17 protein-coding genes are annotated in these 22,648 nt (G+C 54.7%); 12 read left to right on the plus strand and 5 right to left on the minus strand.

What is annotated here, in order from left to right; translation table 11 throughout:
• Positions 1-82: 82 nt before the first annotated feature.
• Together nuoM and nuoN are read left to right on the plus strand one after the other, a co-directional pair.
• Positions 83-1,612, plus strand: a complete 1,530-nt coding sequence (nuoM, locus tag J1779_RS06420; protein WP_056782259.1) for an NADH-quinone oxidoreductase subunit M — start codon at positions 83-85, stop codon at positions 1,610-1,612.
• A gap of 6 nt (positions 1,613-1,618) precedes the next feature.
• Positions 1,619-3,079, plus strand: a complete 1,461-nt coding sequence (gene nuoN, locus J1779_RS06425) for an NADH-quinone oxidoreductase subunit NuoN (RefSeq protein WP_056782262.1) — start codon at positions 1,619-1,621, stop codon at positions 3,077-3,079.
• Positions 3,080-3,144: 65 nt separating this feature from the next.
• Here the strand turns inward: nuoN and J1779_RS06430 are convergent, their stop codons facing one another.
• Entirely contained in the window at positions 3,145-5,541 is a 2,397-nt protein-coding gene (locus J1779_RS06430; RefSeq protein ID WP_217203181.1) for a putative mucin/carbohydrate-binding domain-containing protein, read from the minus strand.
• 422 nt (positions 5,542-5,963) lie between these two features.
• Here J1779_RS06430 and J1779_RS06435 point away from each other — a divergent pair, with 422 nt between their 5' ends.
• From J1779_RS06435 to menE, 8 genes are all read left to right on the plus strand, one after another.
• Positions 5,964-6,479 (plus strand): DUF1097 domain-containing protein, encoded by a 516-nt coding sequence (locus J1779_RS06435; RefSeq protein ID WP_056782267.1) that lies wholly within the window; start codon positions 5,964-5,966, stop codon positions 6,477-6,479.
• A 103-nt stretch (positions 6,480-6,582) separates the two neighbouring features.
• Entirely contained in the window at positions 6,583-6,891 is a 309-nt protein-coding gene (locus tag J1779_RS06440; protein WP_056782270.1) for a DUF883 family protein, read from the plus strand.
• A 254-nt stretch (positions 6,892-7,145) separates the two neighbouring features.
• Positions 7,146-8,483 carry an isochorismate synthase MenF gene (gene menF / locus J1779_RS06445; protein WP_217203183.1) on the plus strand — a complete coding sequence of 446 codons (1,338 nt, stop codon included), beginning with the start codon at positions 7,146-7,148 and terminating at the stop codon, positions 8,481-8,483.
• A gap of 23 nt (positions 8,484-8,506) precedes the next feature.
• The gene (gene menD, locus J1779_RS06450) at positions 8,507-10,180 is read left to right on the plus strand and encodes a 2-succinyl-5-enolpyruvyl-6-hydroxy-3-cyclohexene-1-carboxylic-acid synthase (protein ID WP_217203185.1); all 1,674 of its coding nucleotides are present in this window, start codon (positions 8,507-8,509) and stop codon (positions 10,178-10,180) included.
• Positions 10,177-10,974, plus strand: a complete 798-nt coding sequence (gene menH / locus J1779_RS06455) for a 2-succinyl-6-hydroxy-2,4-cyclohexadiene-1-carboxylate synthase (protein WP_217203186.1) — start codon at positions 10,177-10,179, stop codon at positions 10,972-10,974. The genes menD and menH overlap by 4 nt, the downstream gene beginning before the upstream one ends.
• Complete coding sequence (menB, locus tag J1779_RS06460; protein ID WP_056782282.1) at positions 10,961-11,818, plus strand: 1,4-dihydroxy-2-naphthoyl-CoA synthase; 858 nt, start codon at positions 10,961-10,963, stop codon at positions 11,816-11,818. Before menH ends, menB begins: the two co-directional genes overlap by 14 nt.
• Positions 11,818-12,819 carry an o-succinylbenzoate synthase gene (gene menC, locus J1779_RS06465; protein ID WP_217203188.1) on the plus strand — a complete coding sequence of 334 codons (1,002 nt, stop codon included), beginning with the start codon at positions 11,818-11,820 and terminating at the stop codon, positions 12,817-12,819. The genes menB and menC overlap by 1 nt, the downstream gene beginning before the upstream one ends.
• A complete protein-coding gene (menE, locus tag J1779_RS06470; protein WP_338019852.1) occupies positions 12,804-14,180 on the plus strand; it encodes an o-succinylbenzoate--CoA ligase in 1,377 nt (458 codons plus the stop codon). The genes menC and menE overlap by 16 nt, the downstream gene beginning before the upstream one ends.
• A 49-nt stretch (positions 14,181-14,229) precedes the next feature.
• Here menE and J1779_RS06475 read toward each other — a convergent pair whose 3' ends face one another.
• Positions 14,230-15,663 (minus strand): catalase, encoded by a 1,434-nt coding sequence (locus J1779_RS06475; RefSeq protein ID WP_217203190.1) that lies wholly within the window; start codon positions 15,661-15,663, stop codon positions 14,230-14,232.
• A 336-nt stretch (positions 15,664-15,999) separates the two neighbouring features.
• Between J1779_RS06475 and J1779_RS06480 the strand changes: the two genes are divergently transcribed.
• Positions 16,000-16,545: a YfaZ family outer membrane protein gene (locus tag J1779_RS06480; protein ID WP_056782289.1), complete on the plus strand. Its 546-nt coding sequence runs from the start codon at positions 16,000-16,002 to the stop codon at positions 16,543-16,545.
• A 129-nt stretch (positions 16,546-16,674) separates the two neighbouring features.
• The gene (locus J1779_RS06485; protein ID WP_056782291.1) at positions 16,675-17,880 is read left to right on the plus strand and encodes a nicotinamide mononucleotide deamidase-related protein YfaY; all 1,206 of its coding nucleotides are present in this window, start codon (positions 16,675-16,677) and stop codon (positions 17,878-17,880) included.
• 964 nt (positions 17,881-18,844) lie between these two features.
• Here the strand turns inward: J1779_RS06485 and yfaE are convergent.
• The 3 genes from yfaE to nrdA all read right to left on the minus strand — a co-directional run bounded on the left by yfaE (position 18,845) and on the right by nrdA (position 22,591).
• Positions 18,845-19,105 (minus strand): class I ribonucleotide reductase maintenance protein YfaE, encoded by a 261-nt coding sequence (gene yfaE / locus J1779_RS06490; protein ID WP_056782296.1) that lies wholly within the window; start codon positions 19,103-19,105, stop codon positions 18,845-18,847.
• A complete protein-coding gene (gene nrdB, locus J1779_RS06495) occupies positions 19,106-20,236 on the minus strand; it encodes a class Ia ribonucleoside-diphosphate reductase subunit beta (RefSeq protein ID WP_056782298.1) in 1,131 nt (376 codons plus the stop codon). It abuts the gene before it with no gap.
• Between the two features lie 72 nt (positions 20,237-20,308).
• On the minus strand, positions 20,309-22,591 hold the full coding sequence (nrdA, locus tag J1779_RS06500) for a class 1a ribonucleoside-diphosphate reductase subunit alpha (protein WP_056782300.1): 2,283 nt from the start codon (positions 22,589-22,591) through the stop codon (positions 20,309-20,311).
• Positions 22,592-22,648 lie beyond the last annotated feature (57 nt).

Here is a 22,648-nt window from a genome sequence, read left to right on the forward strand (position 1 = left end):
TGTGATTATCAATGCCGGTTTGTCTGTCTGACGGCCGGCAAGTGAAATAGCCTACGGGCATAAAAGAAGGGAACGACACGCCATGCTATTACCTTGGCTAATATTTATCCCCTTTATCGGCGGGCTGCTGTGCTGGCAGACTGAGCGCTTTGGGAGCAAAGTACCGCGCTGGATCGCGTTGATTGCGATGGGGCTGACGCTGGCTCTTTCCGTGCAATTGTGGTTGCAGGGAGGATATTCATTAACATCACCTGCGGGTATTCCACAGTGGCAATCCGAGTTCTCGGTGCCGTGGATCCCTCGTTTTGGTATCAGCTTCCATCTGGCGCTGGACGGTTTGTCCTTGCTGATGGTCGTGCTGACCGGTTTGCTCGGCGTACTGGCGATCCTCTGTTCGTGGCGTGAAATCCAGAAGTATCAGGGTTTCTTCCACCTGAACCTGTTGTGGATCCTCGGCGGCGTGATCGGCGTGTTCCTCGCCATCGACTTGTTCCTGTTCTTCTTCTTCTGGGAAATGATGTTGGTGCCGATGTACTTCCTGATTGCTCTGTGGGGTCACAAAGCGTCAGACGGTAAAACGCGTATCAGCGCAGCAACCAAGTTCTTCATCTACACGCAGTCCAGCGGTCTGGTGATGTTGATTGCCATCCTCGGTCTGGTGTTTGTGCATTACAGCGCCACCGGCGTGTGGACATTCAACTACGCAGACTTGCTGAAAACACCAATGTCGAACGGTGTTGAATATCTGCTGATGCTCGGCTTCTTTATCGCGTTTGCGGTGAAAATGCCTGTGGTGCCGTTGCATGGCTGGTTGCCAGATGCGCACAGTCAGGCGCCAACCGCAGGTTCCGTTGACTTAGCCGGTATCTTGCTGAAAACCGCTGCTTACGGGATGTTGCGTTTCTGTCTGCCATTGTTCCCGAATGCATCACACGAGTTTGCCCCGATCGCCATGTGGCTGGGCGTGATTGGTATCTTCTACGGCGCATGGATGGCATTCGCGCAGACCGATATTAAGCGTCTGATTGCGTATACCTCTGTTTCGCACATGGGCTTCGTACTGATCGCTATCTACACCGGCAGCCAGCTGGCGTACCAGGGCGCAGTGATTCAGATGATTGCGCACGGTCTGTCCGCAGCCGGTATGTTCATCATCTGTGGTCAGCTTTACGAACGTCTGCATACCCGCGATATGCGCCAGATGGGCGGATTGTGGGGCCGAATTAAATACCTGCCAGCGTTGTCGCTGTTCTTTGCAGTGGCGACCTTAGGGATGCCGGGTACCGGTAACTTCGTGGGCGAAATCATGATCCTGTTTGGCAGCTTCCCGGTTGTGCCGGTGATTACTGTCATCTCGACCTTCGGTCTGGTGTTTGCCTCAGTGTATTCTCTGGCGATGATGCAGCGCGCTTACTACGGTAAAGGAAAGTCTGACCAGCCGTTGCCGGGCATGACCGCACGCGAACTGTCGATCATTCTGTTACTGGTGGTATTGCTGGTGGCGCTGGGCTTCTTCCCGCAGCCCATTCTGGATACCTCAAGTGCAGCGATGACCAACATTCAGCACTGGTATGGGTCATCAGTTTCCACTATTTCAACGACAAGGCCGTAACTCGCCATGACATTTACACTTCAAAATCTGATCGCACTATTACCGCTGATGATCGTCGGATTGACGGTGGTGGTGGTGATGCTGTCCATTGCGTGGCGACGCGACCATTTTCTCAATGCCACACTGACAGTCATCGGGCTGAACGTTGCCTTACTTTCCCTCTACTATGTCGCGCAGGTCGGGCCACAGGACGTTACGCCGCTGCTGCGCGTTGACGGCTACTCGATGTTCTACATCGGGCTGGTGTTGCTGGCGAGCCTGGCAACCAGCACCTTTGCTTACCCATGGCTGGCCGGCTATCCGGACAACCGCGAAGAGTTCTATCTCTTAGTCCTCATCGCGGCAATGGGTGGCATTCTGCTGGCTTGCTCTAACCATCTGGCGTCAATGTTCCTCGGAATCGAACTGATTTCGCTGCCATTGTTCGGCCTGATTGGTTACGCCTATCGTCAGAAACGCTCTCTCGAAGCGGCCATCAAATACATGCTGCTCTCCGCGGCTGCGTCCTCTTTCCTGCTATTTGGTATGGCGCTGCTGTACGCACAGTCTGGCGATTTGTCCTTCGCGTCACTGGGCAAAAATCTGGGCGACGGCGTGATGCTGCACCAGCCGCTGTTGCTGGCTGGTCTGGGTATGATGATTGTCGGCCTGGGCTTCAAGCTGTCGCTGGTGCCATTTCACCTGTGGACGCCGGATGTATATCAGGGCGCGCCAGCACCGGTATCGACCTTCCTGGCAACCGCCAGCAAGATCGCTATCTTTGCGGTCGTGATGCGTTTGTTCCTCTACGCGCCGGTGGCTGACAGCGAAGCGATCCGCATCGTGCTGGGCATTATTGCCTTCTGTTCGATTCTGGTTGGTAACGTGATGGCCATCAGCCAGAGCAACATTAAACGTCTGCTCGGTTACTCCTCCATCGCCCACCTCGGTTATCTGCTGGTGGCGCTGATTGCAGTACAAACGCATCAGCTGTCGATGGAAACTGTCGGTGTTTATCTGGCCGGTTACCTGTTCAGCAGCCTCGGCGCGTTCGGTGTGGTCAGCCTGATGTCCAGCCCTTACAAAGGCCCGGATGCAGAATCACTGTTCTCCTACCGTGGTCTGTTCTGGCATAAGCCGATTCTGTCTGCGGTAATGACGGTGATGATGCTGTCACTGGCCGGTATCCCGATGACGCTGGGCTTTATCGGTAAGTTCTACGTGATTGCGACCGGTGTGACCGCGCATCTGTGGTGGCTGACCGGAGCCGTGGTGGTGGGGTCTGCGATTGGCCTTTACTACTATCTGCGCGTCACTGTCAGCCTGTATCTGAGTGCACCGGAAACACTGGTGCGTGATACCCCGAACAACTGGGCGCTGACGGCAGGTGGTGTGGTTGTGCTGATTTCCGCGATTCTGGTGCTGTTGCTGGGTATCTATCCGCAACCGCTGATTACGCTGGTACAGATGGCGCAACCTATGCTCTGACCGACACTGTTATGAAAAACGAAGCCGCTCATCTGAGCGGCTTTTTTTATAGCACGACTAAGGGATTACGGATTTTGATGAACATATTTAAACAGTGCTTTGCCGTTTTCATCAGAGACGGTCACCTGCAATGAAGGGTTTTTCCCCTCGGTGGCAATCAGCGTTTTGCTGGCCCCCGCTTCACAGCCGTTAGCCGTCACCGTCGCTTCATAAGTAAACTCAGCACCCTCCGCATTTCCCTGAAGATTGAGCGTGAATCCATTTGGTTGAATCACGGGTTCGGGAACAACGCTGTCATTTGAAGGAATAACGTCTTTATAGTCTTCCAGCAATTGCTCTTTTTGCGGGCTTGGGAACAGCGCAATCGCCATGTAAATGTCGTCTTTCGCGGAGGCGAATTTCGCCGCCAGCATGGCAGGAGTCGCTCTGATGATCTCAGCCTGCTTACCGATACTGGCAGCCAGAGACACAAAGGGATCGTTCTCTACCGCGACGTTGACCAGACCGGCCGGTGTGACAATAAAACTGTTATTGGTCGATTTGGTATTCACCACGCCCGCGATATAAGGGCTCAGCTTGAGACGATTAGTGACTTCGGCGTGGAAAATGTTGATGCGATAATTCGGTTCAAACGCAATGACATCGTGCGATGTGGTCGTCTTATCACCATTGATGGTGCGGTTGAAAACAATGTTGCCTGCCAGATCGTAAATTTCAATTTTGGCATAGGCCTGATTAACGAAGTAAGAATGCGGGGAAGTGTTGTTCACATCCACCCTGATGGTTTGCCTGGTATGATCGATTTTTAGGGTGCAGAACAAAGAATCCGAAAGCCCCAGGAAGTTGAAAGACTGGTTTGCCAGTAATGCACCGAGCTTAGCTTCATAAGTTGCTGTCTGGGTATTGCTGCCATTTTTAACGATGGCGTAATGACCATTGACGTAATACTTCTTACTTTTGCCAGTAGGAAGCTGCAATTTGTAGGCACCTATCGGCAGTTGTGACAGCGTCAGCTTGTCATCGGAAATCGGGATGGACAGCAACGGCTGGCTGGCATCTTCGCTCAGCAGAAATGCGCTTTCTCCGCTGATTTGGGTTGAATCCTCAATGTTCAACACAATGGTCAGATCGCCTTTTAATGACGTGGACGCAAGCTCTGTCGCGGTGACCAGAGACAATACCGAAGGCAGATTCAGGCTGGTTCTGAGGGTAGCAGCGTCAGTGCTGCTGACCAGTTCTGAAAGGGGATAAGCCGGTTCACCGTCATTAAACAGATTGATTTCGCGTTGTTTATCCGAGAGTGTTGCACCCGCACGATAGATATAAGGGGTGACATCCACTCCGCCAATTTGAAGGTAACTGTCAGACAATAAATCCAGCACCAGATAGTCAGAGGCCACAAAGCCGCTTTGATTGCTGATGACCCGGTAATTTTTGTAGAAATGGGTGAAGGCGTTGTCACCCCCACGGTCTTTCAACTGCATCATGAAGAACAGTTTGGAACGCAGATCCCAGCTTGCGACAGATTTGTTATCTTTGAGGTTTTTTTGAATGGTCGCGAGAACGGCGGCCTCTTTACCGTAGTTGTATAACCAGCCTTTCTTGTAAACCAGATCACCTAACACCAGGTTTTGGAAACTGGCGGCAAAAATGTTGTTCCAGACTTCGTGGGTAGAAAATTGGGGATCCGAGACAAATTTGCCTTCATACCCATGCCCGATTTCATGTAATGCTCCCCAGTTATCGATCATGGCGGCGAGCCAATACCCTGCGATGTTGGAACTTGATTCCGCCGTCCAGTTTGTACCGTAGTAAGCCCCGCCGGGACCGTTCAGATCTGCTTTAGCAAAATAGCGGTTAGGGATATTTTTATCCGTGGCGACGGTTGCATCAACGCTGATCCCCATAAGGGAATTATAGAATTCAAAGATTTGGGTATAATTATTAATTATCCCATTCAAATTATCCGCTGTCCCGGTGTTTTTCATTTTTGCTTTATCACTCTTGGGAACCAGGATCTGAATATATTGAGAATGAATTAAAGCAAACTCTGCATCGTGTCCGTCCCATAATTGGAAGAAGGCGCGTTCGTTATCATTTAAATTATAGACAGGCAGAGGTTTGGCGGTTGAAGAGAAACTGAATTTTACCACCGGTAATTCTGCTGAAGACGTATAGGGCGTGGTGATGAAGGGGACGGAAGTGGTCGTGAACGAGATATCGGTAGCTTTGCTGGTGACGGAGAAGGATTTTTCTGTCTCCGAGTCAGTGTTTAGTAACCAGAGCGTCAGAGGGGCGGTGAACTTGGGGTTCGTTTGCTGAACCGTCAGCGTGTCGCCAGCGGCGAGGATCAGGTCAATATGCTGACGGTCGTGGTTAATACCTTTATCGATGCCGGCTTTTTTCAGCCAGGTAGGATCCTGCAAGGTATAAAGTGTTTTCTCACGTGTAATAATAGTCATCTTTACAACTCCGGTATATTAATTCAGAGGTAATAAGCAGCATTCTTTTATACATGCCGCTTATTAAAATTGACGGGTGTTTTCATATGAAGCCGGATGAATTATATAAACAGGACGTCGTGCGGGTGAAATAACAATGCCTAACAAAACCATCATCAATAAAAAGAGAAAAGTAAAAATTATGATTAATTATCTTCATGACTTTTATCAGGCGAAATATTCCCATCACATCCCTCCCGAATGCGCCATCACGCGTTCAGGAGTGGGGGAGTAAAGAGCAAAAGCGGCTCATTTTGTGATGCAAGTCACATTTATATGTACGTTCAGCATAAAATTACATTGGAAATGTGATCTTGCCCATTCCATTCTTGCCATCAATGAGTAAACTGCGCGCTTGTTCAACATTGCGCAGGTTTTAGACCATGAATGTTTTAGTGATGATCGCGATCACCACCGGCATCCTCTCCGGTGTCTGGGGCTGGGTAGCCATCAGTCTGGGACTCATCGGCTGGGCGGGTTTCCTCGGCTGTACGGCGTACTTCGCTTGCCCGCAAGGCGGCCTGCGCGGGCTGGTTATCAGCACGCTGACCTGTATGAGTGGCGTCTTCTGGGCGGTGGTTATCATGGCGGGCAGCGCCATGCGACCTGAGTGGAGCATTCTGGGTTATATGCTGACCGGCGTTGTGGCCTTCCTGATGTGTATTCAGGCGCGTCAGCAGTGGCTGGCGTTTGTGCCTGGCACCTTTATCGGCGCCTGCGCGACCTTTGCCGCTCAGGGGAACTGGCGTCTGGTGGTCGTCTCTTTGCTCGTTGGACTGGTTTTCGGTTACGCGATGAAAAACAGCGGATTATGGCTGGCAAAACAGCGTGAGAAACAGCAACTGGCCACGAAAAAAACGCCTGCGTTTACTCAGACCAAAGGGTCGGAAGGTTCTTAAAACCCCGTTTTTACGGAAGTTTATGTGAAATCTCACAGGCATTTCATCCCGATCTGCGCTACGGTTAATGACAAGTGAATGATCACATCATAAGGAGATATCCATGGCTGACCAATTTGAATCACAGCAGAATTCGTTAGATGACGATTTACGCATGCTGACTGAAACGCTGGAAGAAGTGCTGAAGTCTTCCGGTGATAAAGCTGACGAAAAGTACGTTGAAATCAAGTCCCGCGCTGAATACGCGCTGAAGGACATCAAAAACCGCCTTGATCCGAAAGCCCGTTCCTACTGTCGCAAAGCACGTGATGTTGCCGAGCAAACCGACAGCTATGTGCGCGAAAATCCGTGGCACGGTGTGGGTGTCGGTGCTGCAGTAGGTTTAGTTGTCGGCTTGTTGCTGCGCCGCTAAGTCTCCGGTAATCCGCAGGGCAGCCATCAGGCTGCCCTCATTTCATCCGCTTTTGCGCGTTCTGCCGCTTTGATAATCCTTTTTTCTCCTCCTATACTCCTTCGTAGCTTATAGCTCTCACTACAGCTTGATCTGTCGCATATTTTCATTTTTCGTAACGCCTCATAATTCATCCGTAATTGATCCAACCCGTTTTTTGATCCAGAAGGGTATTTCTGCCCGTCACAAAACATCCGGTATGGCCCGAGGTAGCGGTGAAACAGATATCAGCAATCATTGACCAGCTTGATGCAACGCTTGCAGGCGAATGGCCTGACGCTGCGGGTATCCGGCAGTTCAGTTATTCCCTGCAAAAACAGCCTGACACCGGCCTGCTCGAATGGCTGTCGGCGCAACCCTGCTACCCGAAATTCTACTGGCAACAGCGCGACGGTCATGACGAAGCGGCCGTGTGCGGCGATGCGTATGCCTTTGGCGATATGCAACAGGCGCAGGCCTTTATCCGCCAGCACCGTGATATTCCCGATCTGCACATCTGGGGGCTGAATGCCTTCAACGGCGCGGATGCAGGCGGGCGCGCAGCCAATGCGCTGTTTTTACCTCGCATCGAACTTTGCCGCAGCGGCACGACGTACTGGCTGCGCTGCACGCTGTTCAGCGCGGTATCGCTGCGCGAAGAGGCGCGTCGCACGCGGTTATTCCTGCGTTCGCTGGTCGCCAGCCATGCTTTACCGCCAATTATGTCCCGCGTCGTCCAGCATCAGCATCTGCCCGCCGAACCACAGTGGAACCAGCTCATTAACCGTGCGCTGGAAGGCATTGAGCAGCAGCAGTTCGACAAAGTCGTGCTGGCACGCAAAACCACCTTAAGCCTCAGCCAGCCGCTCAATGCCTGTGCCTTTCTCGCCGCCAGCCGTGCGGTGAATCACCACTGTTACCACTTTATGCTGGCATTCACGCCGCAGCAGGCATTTCTCGGCTCAAGCCCCGAACGGCTGTTCCTGCGTGATCACACCGAGCTGTTCACCGAGGCGCTGGCCGGAACGGTCGCCAATCATCCTGATCTTCAGAAAGCCCGCGAACTTGGCGAATGGCTGCTCAACGATGGCAAAAATCAGCGCGAAAACCTGCTGGTGGTTGATGATATCTGCCAGCGTTTGCAGGGCGGGGCGCACTCTCTGGATGTGATGCCCGCGGAGATCCTGCGGCTGCGCAAAGTGCAGCATTTACGTCGCAGCATTCACGGTGAACTGACCGGCGCTGATGACGCGGGGTGTCTGCAACGTCTGCAACCGACCGCGGCCGTCGCCGGTTTACCGCGCCAGGCCGCGCGGGAGTTTATCGCCGGGCATGAACCTTTTGACCGGGAGTGGTACGCCGGTTCGGCCGGTTATCTGAGCACCGAACAAAGTGAATTTACCGTGGCGCTGCGCTCGGCAGCCGTCAAAGGACATCATCTGGAACTCTACGCTGGCGCAGGTATTGTCGCCGGTTCAGATGCTGCACAGGAGTGGCAGGAGATCGAAAACAAAGCCGCAGGATTGCGGACTTTGCTGGAAGAACACTACACGCCTGCCGTTCAGGCCGGATAATCCTTTGCCGGAGTAAGCTGATCATGTCTGTTGCCGTTTTTAACCGCCGATGGGCGACGCTGATTCTTGAGTCAGTGACCCGACATCAGGTGCAGCATGTCTGCATCGCGCCGGGCTCCCGTTCCACGCCGCTGACACTAGCGGCGGCCGCGCATCCGCACCTGATCTGCCACACCCATTTTGACGAACGCGGCCTCGGCCATCTGGCACTCGGGCTGGCAAAGGCCAGCGGAAAACCGGTCGCGGTGATCGTTACCTCGGGTACGGCGGTGGCGAATCTCTATCCGGCGCTGATCGAGGCCGGGCTGACCGGCGAAAAACTTATTTTGCTGACGGCCGATCGCCCGCCGGAGCTTATCGACTGTGGAGCCAATCAGGCCATACGCCAGACCGGCATGTTTGCCAGCCACCCGGTGCAGACGCTGGATTTACCGCGCCCGACGCCGGAAATCAGCGCGCGCTGGCTGGTTTCGGCGCTGGATAACGCTCTGGCGCAGCAAACTCATGGCGCGGTTCACATTAACTGCCCGTTTGCCGAACCGCTGTACGGTGAGGACAACGGCGAACATCAGGACTGGATGCAACAGCTCGGCGACTGGTGGCAGGGCCATCAGCCGTGGCTGAGTTTTGCGCCGGTTGAGTATGCTCCGGCGCAGCCTGACTGGTTCTCGTGGCGGCAAAAACGCGGCGTGATCATCGCCGGTCGCCTTTCTGCCTGTGAAAGTGAACTGCTGGCGCAATGGGCCGACCAGCTTGGCTGGCCGTTGCTCAGCGATGTACAGGCCGCGACCGGCAACCCTTTGCCATGCGCCGATTTGTGGCTGGCATCTGCGCAGGCGGAGAAACTGCTGGGACGCGCGCAACTGGTGGTGCAGTTTGGTGGCGGGCTGACCGGCAAACGCTTGTTGCAATGGCAGGCGGCGTGTCAGCCGGAAGAGTACTGGCTGGTCGATCCTTTGCCTGGCCGGCAAGATCCCGCGCAACACCGTGGCCGGCGTATTCAGGCCAGCATTGAGACGTGGCTCGCCCTGCATCCGGCGCAACATCAGCCTGACTGGGCGCCTGAGCTTGACGAATGTGCCGCGCGCGCGCGTCATGCCGTCGAGCTGCGGCTCGCAGGCACCTTCGGCGAAGCGGTCGCCGCCTGGCAATTACCGTCCTTGTTGCCGGAGCACGGACAGCTGTTTCTCGGTAACAGCCTGATCGTCCGGCTGGTCGATGCTTTTGCACAACTCCCTTGCGGATACCCTGTTTTCGCGAATCGCGGTGCCAGCGGCATCGATGGCCTGCTCTCTACTGCCGCTGGGGTGCAGCGGGCCACCTGCAAACCGACGCTGGTGCTGCTCGGCGACATCTCCGCACTTTACGATTTGAATGCGCTTGCGCTGATGCGTCAGTGCTCTGCGCCGACGGTCATCATCGTGGTGAACAACAACGGCGGGCAGATTTTCTCGCTGCTGCCCACGCCAGAGGCGGAGCGCCAGCGTTTTTACTGCATGCCGCAAAACGTCGATTTCCGCCACGCTGCCGCGATGTTTGGACTCGATTACGCCAGCCCGACCTCCATGCCTGAACTGTACGACGCGGTCACGCAATGCTGGCAACATGGCGGTGTAAAACTGGTGGAGCTGAAGGTTAATGACACCGATGGCGCGCACGCTCTGCGCGCGCTGGTCAGCGAGGTCAGTCAGTCATGACGCTGGCCTGTACGCGCCTCAATGCCGACGTGAAAGGGCGGCCATGGCTGGTTTTCCTGCACGGCCTGCTGGGCAGTGGCGATGACTGGCAACCCTTGTTTGCTGAGCTTTCCGGCTGGCCTTGTCTGCTGGTGGATTTGCCGGGGCACGGGCGTTCCGCGTCGTTAACGGCCGCCGGTTTTGCAGATGTCAGCCAGCTGTTGACCGATACCTTGCACGGGCAGGGCATTACCCGCTACTGGCTGATTGGCTATTCCCTCGGCGGGCGCATCAGCCTGTATCACGCCTGTCAGGGCGACGCCCGCGGGCTGCAAGGCGTGCTGGTCGAGGGCGCTCACCCGGGGCTAACCTGCCAGGCCGCGCGCGCACAGCGCCGTCACCACGATCAGCAATGGGCAGCGCGTTTTGTGCAGTTGCCCTGGAAACAGGCGCTCACCAACTGGTATCGCCAGCCGGTGTTTGACAGCCTGACCGATGCGCAGCGTCAGAAACTGATCCTGCTGCGCGATGCTAACTCTCCTCACGCCGTCGCTGCCATGCTGGCCGCTACCTCATTGGCGGTGCAGCCCGATTTGCGTTTGAAGCTGCATCAGTTTTCCCTGCCGCTGGCGTGGTTGTGCGGCAGCGCGGACACCAAATTTATTACTCTCGCGCAGCAGTCGGGTTTCGAACTGCGCACAGTTGCCAATGCCGGGCATAACGCCCATCGTGACAATCCGGCGGAATTTGCCCGTCAGGCGCTGGCATTCATTACTTCACCTGTCTTAAAGGACGTTGAGCATGATTTATCCTGATGAAAAAGAATTGTACGCGCCGGTTGAATGGCGTGATTGCACCGGTGATTTTGAAGATATCCGCTATCACAAATCCACCGACGGTATCGCCAAAATCACCATAAACCGTCCTCAGGTGCGTAATGCTTTCCGCCCGCTGACTGTGAAAGAAATGATCCGCGCGCTGGACGATGCCCGTTATGACGAAGGCATTGGCGTGATCGTGCTGACCGGCGAAGGGGATAAAGCGTTCTGCGCAGGCGGCGATCAGAAAGTGCGTGGTGACTACGGCGGCTATCAGGATGCCAGCGGCGTACATCATCTGAACGTGCTGGATTTCCAGCGCCAGATCCGTACCTGTCCGAAACCTGTGGTGGCGATGGTGGCCGGCTATTCCATCGGCGGTGGTCACGTACTGCATATGATGTGCGACCTGACCATTGCGGCGGATAACGCCATTTTCGGCCAGACCGGTCCGAAAGTCGGTTCGTTTGACGGCGGCTGGGGCGCGTCCTACATGGCGCGTATTGTCGGCCAGAAAAAAGCCCGTGAAATCTGGTTCCTGTGCCGTCAGTACGATGCGGCAGCGGCGCTGGATATGGGGCTGGTCAACACCGTTGTGCCGCTGGCGGATCTGGAAAAAGAAACCGTGCGCTGGTGTCGTGAAATGCTGGAAAACAGCCCGATGGCGCTGCGTTGTCTGAAAGCCGCACTTAACGCCGACTGCGACGGTCAGGCCGGTTTGCAGGAACTGGCGGGGAACGCCACCATGCTGTTCTACATGACCGATGAAGGTCAGGAAGGTCGCAACGCGTTTGTAGAAAAACGCCAGCCGGACTTCAGCAAATTTAAGCGGAATCCATAATGCGCCGCGCCACGGTGTACCGGTACAGCCTGCCTATGGACGCGGGCGTGGTGTTACGCAATCAGCGACTGAAAACCCGCGACGGGCTGCTGGTGTCATTGTGGCAGGACGAAAAAACCGGCTGGGGTGAAATCGCACCGCTGCCGGGATTCAGTGCGGAAGATTTGTCGCAGGCGCAGGAGGCGGTGCAGCACGGTCTGAGTCAGTGGATGCAGGGTGCATCACTGGCAGCGGTTGCCTCGGCGTTCAGCGCCTTGCCTTCTGTTGCCTTCGGCCTGAGCTGCGCCGATGCCGAACTTCGCGGCGAATTACCGCCCGTGCTGAGTACGCGCTGTTCGCCACTGTGCCACGGCGATCCGAATGAATTGTATGCGCGTCTCGGCGCGCTGCCCGGTGACGCTCATGGCCGGAAAGTAGCGAAGGTAAAAGTCGGTTTATACGAGTCGGTCGGCGACGGACTGAACGTCAGTATGCTGCTAGAAGCCCTGCCGGATCTGCATTTGCGTCTCGATGCTAACCGCAGCTGGACGCAGGCCAAATCCGAAGGGTTCGCCCGTCACGTCGCACCTGAACTGCGGTCACGCATTACTTTTATTGAAGAACCTTGCCAGACCAGGGAGCAATCCCGCGCATTTGCTCAGGCGACCAGCATTGCCATTGCCTGGGATGAAAGCGTGCGCGAAGCCGGTTTTACCGTGCAGGCAGAGCCGGGGCTGGCCGCGATCATCATCAAACCCACGCTCACCGGCAGCCTGATGCGCTGCCGTCAGCTGATCGCTCAGGCGCATGCCGTCGGGCTTGAGGCGGTGATCAGTTCCTCTATCGAATCAAGTCTTGGTCTGACGCAACTGGCGCGTATCGCCCAGTGGCTGACGCCGGACGCCATTCCGGGGCTGGATACGCTGGATCTCATGCAGGCACAACTGGTTCGCCGCTGGCCGGGCTCTGAGTTACCGCTGACCGATGTGTCTGATCTGGAGTGTGTGTGGCAGAGCAAATGATCAAAGACTGGCCGTGGCGTGAAAGGGCAAACCTGTCGCCTTTTGCCGTGGCGCTTAAAGCCGGTGATATCACCTGGTGCTGGCGTGATTTGCAGCACCGCGTGGATACTCTGGCTGCCGGATTTATTCAGCAGGGCGTCGGCGAGGGCACCGGCGTGGTGCTGCGCAGTAAAAATACGCTGGATGCGGTACTCAGTTATCTGGCGTTGCTGCAAACCGGCGCGCGTCTGCTGCCGCTTAATCCGCAATTGCCACAGGCGTTATGCGAAGCATTACTGCCGCAGCTCGATATCGGATTTGTGCTGGATCTGGCGGAATCGCCGTTGCCACTGCCTATGGCTTCGCTCACCCTGCAAAACGCGTATTGCGTCCAGGCTGCACAGTGGCAGCCACAACGTCTCGCCACACTGACGCTGACATCCGGTTCCAGCGGCTTGCCGAAGGCCGCCGCACACACCGCAGCCGCGCATCTTGCCAGTGCGGCGGGCGTACTGAACCTGATCCCTTTCACCCGCAATGACAGCTGGCTGCTTTCACTGCCGCTGTTTCACGTTTCCGGGCAAGGCATTATCTGGCGCTGGCTGACGGCGGGGGCCACGCTGGTGCTGGCCGAAGGGCAACCGCTGGAAGCTGCGCTGGCAGAATGCAGCCACGCCTCGCTGGTGCCGACTCAGCTCTGGCGTTTACTCAGACAGCCTTCAGTGCCCGCAAAACTGCAACATGTTCTGCTCGGCGGCGCACAAATTCCGCCGGAATTAACCGAACAGGCTGAACGTCTGGGCATTCGTTGCTGGTGCGGATATGGCATGACGGAAACCGCATCCACCGTGACGGCCAAACGCGCAGAAGGCTCAGCGGGCGTCGGACAGGTGCTGGCCGGAAAAGAGGTCAGCATTGCCGGTGAGGAAGTGCTGATCCGCGCTGACAGTCTCGCCAGCGGTTACTGGAGAAACGGTCAGTTAACCCCGCTGACCGGCAGTGACGGCTGGTTTCATACCCGCGACCGCGGCATGTGGAACGGAGATGAGCTGTACATCGCCGGACGGCTGGATAATTTGTTTTTCAGCGGCGGGGAAGGGATCCAGCCGGAAGATATCGAGAAAGTGCTGGTCAGTCACCCGCAGGTGTCCCAGGCGTTTGTGGTGCCGGTTGAAGATGCACAATTTGGTCATCGTCCGGTGGCGATCCTCGATGCACAGGACAGTTTGCCGTATGACGAACTCAATCTGTGGCTGAGCCGTCAGGTGCCCCGTTTTCAGCTGCCGGTGGCGTATCACGCACTCCCCGCAGCCCTCGCGCAGGGCGGGATAAAAATCTCCCGTGCCAGCGTCAGGCAATGGCTGGAAACGCTGAGCGCATAAGCAAAAAGGGCCGCTCATTGCGGCCCTTGTCATTGATGATGGCAAAAAATCAGTCTTTCAGTGCCTTCTCAACCCCTGCTCCATAAGCCGGATCGACTTTATAGAACAGTGCAACCTGGCGTGCCTGCGTTTCCTGCGAGGCATGTTTCAGTTCGCCCGCGATACGCGCAAACATACGCTGGTGCTCTGCTTCAGACAGCAGATTGAACAGCAAACGCGGCTGAGTGTAGTAATCATCATCTTCACGATGATTCCAGTGATCGGCTGCACCTTCAATGCTCAGTGGCGGTTCGCTGAAATCAGGTTGCTCCTGGAACAGACCGGCGCTGTTTGGCTCATAGGTCACGCCGTTGCCGCTGTTGCCGTCCACGCGCATGGCACCGTCACGGTGATAATTATGGAACGGGCATTTCGGGGCGTTCACCGGGATCTGATGATGGTTCACGCCCAGGCGGTAGCGGTGTGCGTCGCCATACGAGAACAGACGGCCCTGCAACATGCGGTCAGGTGAAAAACCGATGCCGGGAACGACGTTAGCCGGGCTCATGGCAACTTGTTCGACTTCTGCAAAGTAGTTTTCAGGATTACGGTTCAGCTCGAACTCACCCACTTCAATCAGCGGATAATCACCGTGCAACCAGACTTTGGTCAGGTCAAACGGGTTGTAAGGCAGTTGTGAGGCTTCCGCTTCCGGCATGATTTGCACGAAGAGCTTCCAGCGCGGGAAATCACCGCGTTCAATTGCTTCGTACAGATCACGCTGTGCGCTTTCGCGATCGGTTCCGACCAGTTTTTCAGCCTCGTCATCCATCAGGTTTTGAATGCCCTGCTGGCTGCGGAAGTGGAATTTCACCCAGAAGCGCTTATTTTCAGCATTGATAAAGCTGAAGGCATGGCTACCGAAACCGTGGATATGACGGTATGACGTTGGCAGACCACGGTCACTGACGTCGATAGTCAGCTGATGCAGCGATTCAGGGAGATGAGAGAAAAAGTCCCACTTGTAAGCAGGATTGCGCAGATTAGTGCGCGGATCGCGTTTTACCACGTGATTGAGATCGGGGAATTTCAGCGGGTCGCGCAGGTAAAAAATCGGTGTATTGTTGCCGACTAAATCCCAGTTACCTTGCTCGGTGTAGAACTTCATCGAGAAGCCGCGGATATCACGTTCTGCATCTGCCGCACCGCGTTCACCGGCAACGGTGGAGAAGCGGATAAACATCTCGGTTTGCTTGCCGATTTCTGAAAACAGATTTGCGCGGGTGTACTTCGTAATATCGTGCGTAACGGTGAAGACGCCATAAGCGCCGGATCCTTTTGCGTGCATGCGACGCTCGGGGATCACTTCGCGGTCAAAATGCGCCAGCTTTTCCAAAAACCAGACATCCTGCAGCAGTAACGGGCCGCGACGGCCTGCGGTAATGACATTGTTATTATCGACAACGGGCGCTCCGGCAGCGGTGGTCAGTCCTTTCTTTTCCATAACCATAATTTCCTTGTATCGCGTAGATCGGGTGTGACGTGCATGATCAATGATCACATTTAACGGCAAATCCTGTGCATCCAGGCAGGTGGGTCCCTGTCCCTGGGACAATTTACCTTAACGGCTAGTGTGTACCCATTCGTTGATCATGGGCAAATAGGTGAGGCTTATTATTCTGATTAGGGCAATATAAATAACGAATATATATGCGTTTCTTTACATTTTATTTGCACGCTAAGGGATTTTTAACGTTCTGAAAGATGTCACCTTTCGGCAAATTAATTTAGACTGCGCACTAAATATTTCCCCACTGTTATATGAATGTCAGGAATGATGATGAAAAAAATTATTGTAGCGGGCGCAGCCCTTGGCATGCTGCTGACGGCAACGTCTGCCAGTGCGATCAGCGTGAACGGCGAAGTGGGTGAGCACTATACCCATCTGGGCGTCGGTTTCGGCACCACGTCGCCTGGTCTGGCGCTGAGCGGCGATTACACCCACAACGATGATGATGGTGATGTGGCAGGTCTTGGCCTGGGTTACAACATTCCGCTGGGCCCGTTCATGGCAACCGTTGGCGGTAAAGGTCTGTACACCAATCCGAAAGACGGCGACGAAGGGTACGCCGCGGCTGTGGGCGGCGGTTTACAGTTGCCAATCGCGAAACTGTTCACCCTTTACGGTGACTACTATTATTCTCCGGACTCCCTGTCCAGCGGCATCGGTAACTACAAAGAAGCCAATGCGGGCGTGCGTCTGACGGCGATTCCATTAGTGACCGTGAGCGTGGGTTACCGCTACATGGCGCTGGATGGTAAAGATGGCAACCGCGATAACATCGTTGCCGACGGCGCGTACGTGGGTGGCGCAGTCAATTTCTAAATCCCGTTCTGAATCAGAAAGCCTGCTTAGCAGGCTTTTTTTTCGTCTGCGCGATCACTTTGTGCCTGAGCGATTGTGTTTCTGCGTCAGCCTTTCTACAGTGGAAGGACAAAACGAGAGGAGAAAGTGATGCTTAGGGTTGAAATGCTCAGTACCGGCGAGGAAGTGCTTCACGGTCAGATCGTGGATTCAAACGCCGCGTGGCTCGCCAGCTATCTGTTTGATCAGGGTCTGCCAATGACCAGCCGTGAGACGGTAGGCGACAGCCTGGACGAACTGGTCAGCGTGATGAAAGAGCGCAGCCATATCGCCGATGTGTTAATCGTAAACGGCGGGTTAGGCCCGACCACGGACGATCTGAGCGCGCTGGCCGCCGCTAAAGCCTGTGGCGTGGAGCTGGTGGAAGATGCCGGGTGGATCGCCACCATGCAGGCTTTCTTCAACGAACGTGGCCGCCCGATGGCGGAATCTAACCGCAAACAGGCGCAAATCCCTGCCAATGCCGAGCTGCTGGATAATCCGGTCGGCACCGCCTGCGGTTTTCGCGTTAAGCTCAACCGTTGCCAGATTTTCTTCACGCCGGGCGTGCCTTCTGAATTCAAAGTCATGGTGGAACAGCAAATCGTTCCGCGTTTACATCAGCAATTCCCCGCGCTGGAAGCGCCGCTGTGTTTGCGCCTGACGACATTTGGCCGCGGTGAAAGCGATCTGGCGACCGAGCTGGATAAAATAGATATGCCGGAAGGCGTGGTGATGGGGTACCGTTCGTCGTCGCCGATCATTGAACTGAAAGTCACCGGACCGCGTTCGCAGGAAGCGTTGATGCATCAGATTTTCGAGCGGGTACGCGAAGTTGCCGGGGAGAGTACGATTTTCGAAGGTTTCGGCAGCTTGCCGGATCGTCTGGCAGAACGTCTGCTGACGCAAAATCTGCGGCTTGCGGTCAGTGAAAGTTTTACCGGTGGACTGCTGAACTGGCGTCTGCAAAGCGCGGGCGTGCCGCTGGCAAACGGGGAGTTATTGCCGCAGGGCAACGAAGCTTCGCCGGATAAATCCCTTGAATGCCTGCTGGCGCGCGCGCAAACCCTGGCCGAAACCACGGGTGCGCAACTGGCATTGGCTGTCGGCGCGCTGTCGGGCGACCAACTCAGTCTGGCATTGCATACGCCGTCGGGCACCAGTGGCCTGACTATCCGCTATACCGCAACGCGTCACGGTCTGGCATTACGGCAGGAGACGATGGCGATGGTGGCGATGGATCTTCTCAGGCGTTACCTGAACGGGTGGGAGCCGGTGGCGGATTATCCGTGGCTCGACCGAGTCGAGAAAGTCTAGTTATCATTCAAGGTCAACACCTTGGGCTGCCGCCCAAACCGGCCTTAAGATCAAGACCGTGGGCGTCGGCCCACACCGACTTGGGGGCGGCCTGTCGCCGCCGCCCCCAAGACCCCCGGGCTCTTTTAACTGCGCGCTGTCGCAGGCACGACGGACATGTTTCGTGGCTACAATTAGTGGCGCAAAATGTCATCGCTGCGCGATACCCTCATTTCAGGCTTCGAGCCTCAGGTCTCGAACCGTTCATTCGGTGCCATTTTTGATCACGCCAATCGACTTTTTAAAAGATGAAAAACTGTCTGCTGTTGAAGTTAAGATCGTGCGGGCGATTCAGAAATCTTACTGAATATAAGTGGCGCAAAATGTCATCGCTACGCGATACCCTCATTTCAGGCTTCGAGCCTCAGGTCTCGAACCGTTCATTCGGTGCCATTTTTGATCACGCCAATCCACTTTTTCAAAAGATGAAAAACTGTCTGCTGTTGAAGTTAAGATCGTGCGGGCGATTCAGAAATCTTGCTGAATATAAGTGGCGCAAAATGTCATCGCTGCGCGATACCCTCATTTCAGGCTTCGAGCCTCAGGTCTCGAACCATTCATTCGGTGCCATTTTTGATCACGCCAATCCACTTTTTTAAAAGATGAACAACTGTTTGCTGTTGAATTTAAGATCGTGCGGGCGATTAAGAAATCTTGCTGAATGAGAGGTTGCAGACCTAAGGCTGCAATCCCGAAATGAAGGCACCGCGCAGCGGCAAGATTTCCAGCCTGTCGCAGTGATACCTGAAACATAGCCAGCGCGCGGATCACGTGTTTTAAAAAAACGCGGGAGTCCAGAGGGAGAAGGTTTATTCTCCCTCTGGTCGGTGTGGGCCGACGCCCACGACCTTGACGTTGAAGTTGAAGTTGATTTTGAAGTGGTTGTTAAAGCAGATCTGCACAGAGGAGAGCGGGCCAAAACCCACTAAAACTCAATCTCAATATCCCCGACCGGCATACAGCAACACGGCAAAATCTCGCCGTCAGAGATGAACGCTAAGGGTTTTTCACTGTATTCCACCGCACCGCTCACCAGTTTGACCCGGCATGATCCGCAATAACCTTCCCGGCACTGGTATTCGACGTCGACGTTGTTGTGTTCAAACACTTCCAGCAGATTGCGATGGCGGCTTTCGCACACCAGCGGGGGGCCACCGGCTGAAAGTGTGATGGTTCTGTCTGTCATTTACAGCTCGAAATCACTCAGGTCGTCGGCGTGCACTTCTGAGTCGATCTGACCGACCAGATAGGAGCTGACTTCCACTTCCTGCGGCGCAACCTGCACGTTATCAGACACCAGCCAGGCGTTGATCCACGGGATTGGGTTCGAGCGGGTTTTGAACGGTGCGGTCAGGCCAACGGCCTGCATGCGGATATTCGTGATGTATTCCACGTACTGACACAGAATGTCTTTGTTCAGGCCGATCATTGAACCGTCTTTGAACAGATATTCCGCCCAGTCTTTTTCCTGCTGTGCCGCCAGTACAAACAGATCGTGGCATTCCTGCTCACATTCTTTGGCAATTTCAACCATTTCAGGATCGTCCTGACCTGAGCGCAGCAGGTTCAGCGCGTGCTGAGTGCCGGTCAGATGCAGCGCTTCGTCACGGGCGATCATCTTGATGATTTTCGCGTTGCCCTCCATCAGTTCACGTTCAGCGAACGCAAAGGAACAGGCGAAGCTGACGTAGAAACGCACCGCTTCCAGCGCGTTGACGCTCATCAGGCAGATGTAGAGTTTTTTCTTCAGCTCGCGCAGATTTACCACCACCGTTTTGCCGTTGACGGTATGCGTACCTTCACCCAGCAGATGGTAGTAACTGGTCATTTCGATCAGCGTGTCGTAATAACCGGAAATGTCTTTCGCACGCTTGAGGATCTCTTCGTTGGTCACGATGTCGTCAAACACAATCGCCGGATCGTTGACGATGTTACGGATGATGTGCGTGTAAGAGCGCGAGTGAATCGTTTCTGAAAACGCCCAGGTTTCAACCCAGGTTTCCAGTTCCGGAATAGAGATCAGCGGTAACAACGCCACGTTCGGGCTGCGGCCCTGGATGGAATCGAGCAGCGTCTGGTATTTCAGGTTACTGAGGAAGATGTGTTTTTCGTGGTCCGGGAGTGCCTGAAAATCGATACGGTCGCGGGACACGTCAATCTCTTCCGGACGCCAGAAGAAGGACAGCTGCTTTTCGATCAGTTTTTCAAAGATTTCATGCTTCTGCTGGTCGAAACGGGCAACGTTAACCGACTGGCCAAAAAACATTGGCTCAAGAAGCTGATCGTTTTTATTCTGGGAAAAAGTACTGTAGGCCATAACTTCCTCGACATTCTCGGCAAAAACCCCCTGACGGGGGTTTCAAATAATATAGTAATTTAAAACAGAGGATTAGATTTTGCAGGCACCGCTTTCGCAGTCGTCAGCTACCTCGGCTTTCATGTCTTCCTGCACATCATCGGCACCGTCACGGGTGTTCTGATAGTACAGAGTTTTCACGCCAAATTTGTAGGCTGTCAGCAAGTCTTTCAACAATTGTTTCATCGGCACTTTGCTGTTCGGGAAGCGCGACGGGTCATAGTTGGTGTTAGACGAAATCGCCTGGTCGATGAATTTCTGCATCACGCCAACCAGTTGCAGGTAACCGTCGTTGTTTGGCATATCCCACAGCAGTTCGTACTGATCTTTCAGACGCTCATACTCCGGCACAACCTGACGCAGGATCCCGTCTTTCGACGCTTTGATGCTGATGTGGCCGCGCGGTGGCTCGATGCCGTTAGTGGCGTTGGAGATCTGCGACGATGTTTCTGAAGGCATCAGCGCGGACAGCGTAGAGTTACGCAGGCCGTGCGTTTTGATGTCTTCGCGCAGTTTATCCCAGTTCAGATGCAGAGGTTCGCTGCAAATCGCGTCCAGATCTTTCTTGTAAGTATCCACGGGCATCACGCCCTGAGAATAGGTGGTTTCGTTGAACCACTGGCATGCACCTTGCTCTTTCGCGAGTTCGTTGGACGCTTTCAGCAGGTAATACTGAATGGCTTCGAAAGTTCTGTGCGTCAGGTTATTTGCACTGCCGTCAGAATAACGCACGCCGTTTTTCGCCAGATAGTACGCGTAGTTAATCACGCCAATACCCAGGGTACGACGGCCCATCGCGCCACGTTTTGCGGCTTTGATCGGGTAATCCTGATAATCGAGCAGGGCGTCGAGCGCACGAACCGCCAGCACCGCCAGCTCTTCCAGATCGTCGAGGCTTTCGATAGCGCCGAGGTTGAAAGCAGACAACGTACACAGCGCAATTTCGCCGTTTTCGTCGTTTACATCATCCAGCGGTTTGGTTGGCAGCGCGATTTCCAGACACAGGTTGGACTGGCGAACAGGAGCGATTGCCGGATCAAACGGGCTGTGGGTGTTGCAGTGGTCAACGTGCTGGATGTAGATACGGCCGGTAGAAGCACGTTCCTGCATCATCAGGGAGAACAGCTCAACCGCTTTCACTTTCTGCTTACGGATGCTGGCGTCCTGCTCGTATTTCTCATACAGACGCTCGAACTCGTCCTGATCGGCAAAGAAGGCATCATAGAGGCCAGGCACGTCAGACGGGCTGAACAGGGTGATGTCGCCGCCTTTCACCAGACGCTGATACATCAGTTTGTTGATTTGCACGCCGTAGTCCATATGACGGACGCGGTTGCCTTCAACACCACGGTTGTTTTTCAGCACCAGCAGGCTTTCCACTTCCAGATGCCACATCGGGTAGAACAGCGTCGCTGCGCCGCCACGAACGCCGCCCTGAGAACAGGATTTCACCGCGGTCTGGAAATGCTTATAGAACGGGATACAACCGGTGTGGAACGCTTCGCCGCCACGGATCGGGCTGCCCAGCGCACGGATGCGACCGGCGTTGATGCCGATACCGGCACGCTGAGAAACGTATTTCACGATGGCGCTGGAGGTCGCGTTAATGGAATCCAGGCTGTCGCCACATTCGATCAGAACGCATGAGCTGAACTGACGGGTTGGGGTGCGCACGCCAGACATAATCGGCGTAGGCAGAGAAATTTTGAAGGTTGAAATCGCGTCGTAGAAACGTTTGATGTAATCCAGACGGGTTTCGCGCGGGTAGCCGGAGAACAGGCAGGCCGCGACCAGAATGTAGAGGAACTGCGCGCTCTCGTAGATATCGCCCGATACGCGGTTCTGCGCCAGATATTTCCCTTCCAGCTGTTTAACCGCCGCGTAAGAGAAATTCATGTCGCGCCAGTGGTCAATAAAACTGTCCATCTGCTCGAACTCTTCAGCCGTGTAGTCTTCCAGCAGATGTTTGTCGTATTTACCCATTTCAACCATGCGGGTCACCTGGTCGATCAGTTTTGGTGGTTCAAACTGGCCGTAGGCTTTTTTACGCAGATGGAAAATCGCCAGACGCGCAGCCAGATATTGATAATCCGGGGCATCTTTGGAGATCAGATCCGCAGCCGCTTTGATAATGGTTTCATGAATATCAGCGGTTTTGATCCCATCATAGAACTGGATGTGTGAACGAAGTTCTACTTGAGAAACTGATACGTTTTGAAGACCTTCCGCAGCCCAGTCAATGACACGGTGGATTTTATCAAGATTGATGCGTTCAGTGCGGCCATCACGTTTAGTTACAAGCAGACTTTGGTTCATTCGGGACGATACCTCAAAGGTTTATAAAGGGTCCGACCTGGCCGCCAGAAACGGCGC

This window comes from Rahnella rivi, assembly GCF_019049655.1.
GTDB lineage: Bacteria > Pseudomonadota > Gammaproteobacteria > Enterobacterales > Enterobacteriaceae > Rahnella > Rahnella rivi.

Excerpts from the sequence above, each read along its gene's own strand:
- nuoM (WP_056782259.1), top strand. The coding sequence starts at position 83 with ATGCTATTACCTTGGCTAATATTTATCCCCTTTATCGGCGGGCTGCTG.
- nuoN (WP_056782262.1), top strand. The coding sequence starts at position 1,619 with ATGACATTTACACTTCAAAATCTGATCGCACTATTACCGCTGATGATC.
- J1779_RS06430 (WP_217203181.1), bottom strand. The coding sequence starts at position 5,541 with ATGACTATTATTACACGTGAGAAAACACTTTATACCTTGCAGGATCCT.
- J1779_RS06435 (WP_056782267.1), top strand. The coding sequence starts at position 5,964 with ATGAATGTTTTAGTGATGATCGCGATCACCACCGGCATCCTCTCCGGT.
- J1779_RS06440 (WP_056782270.1), top strand. The coding sequence starts at position 6,583 with ATGGCTGACCAATTTGAATCACAGCAGAATTCGTTAGATGACGATTTA.
- menD (WP_217203185.1), top strand. The coding sequence starts at position 8,507 with ATGTCTGTTGCCGTTTTTAACCGCCGATGGGCGACGCTGATTCTTGAG.
- menH (WP_217203186.1), top strand. The coding sequence starts at position 10,177 with ATGACGCTGGCCTGTACGCGCCTCAATGCCGACGTGAAAGGGCGGCCA.
- menB (WP_056782282.1), top strand. The coding sequence starts at position 10,961 with ATGATTTATCCTGATGAAAAAGAATTGTACGCGCCGGTTGAATGGCGT.
- menC (WP_217203188.1), top strand. The coding sequence starts at position 11,818 with ATGCGCCGCGCCACGGTGTACCGGTACAGCCTGCCTATGGACGCGGGC.
- J1779_RS06475 (WP_217203190.1), bottom strand. The coding sequence starts at position 15,663 with ATGGAAAAGAAAGGACTGACCACCGCTGCCGGAGCGCCCGTTGTCGAT.
- J1779_RS06480 (WP_056782289.1), top strand. The coding sequence starts at position 16,000 with ATGAAAAAAATTATTGTAGCGGGCGCAGCCCTTGGCATGCTGCTGACG.
- J1779_RS06485 (WP_056782291.1), top strand. The coding sequence starts at position 16,675 with ATGCTTAGGGTTGAAATGCTCAGTACCGGCGAGGAAGTGCTTCACGGT.
- yfaE (WP_056782296.1), bottom strand. The coding sequence starts at position 19,105 with ATGACAGACAGAACCATCACACTTTCAGCCGGTGGCCCCCCGCTGGTG.
- nrdB (WP_056782298.1), bottom strand. The coding sequence starts at position 20,236 with ATGGCCTACAGTACTTTTTCCCAGAATAAAAACGATCAGCTTCTTGAG.
- nrdA (WP_056782300.1), bottom strand. The coding sequence starts at position 22,591 with ATGAACCAAAGTCTGCTTGTAACTAAACGTGATGGCCGCACTGAACGC.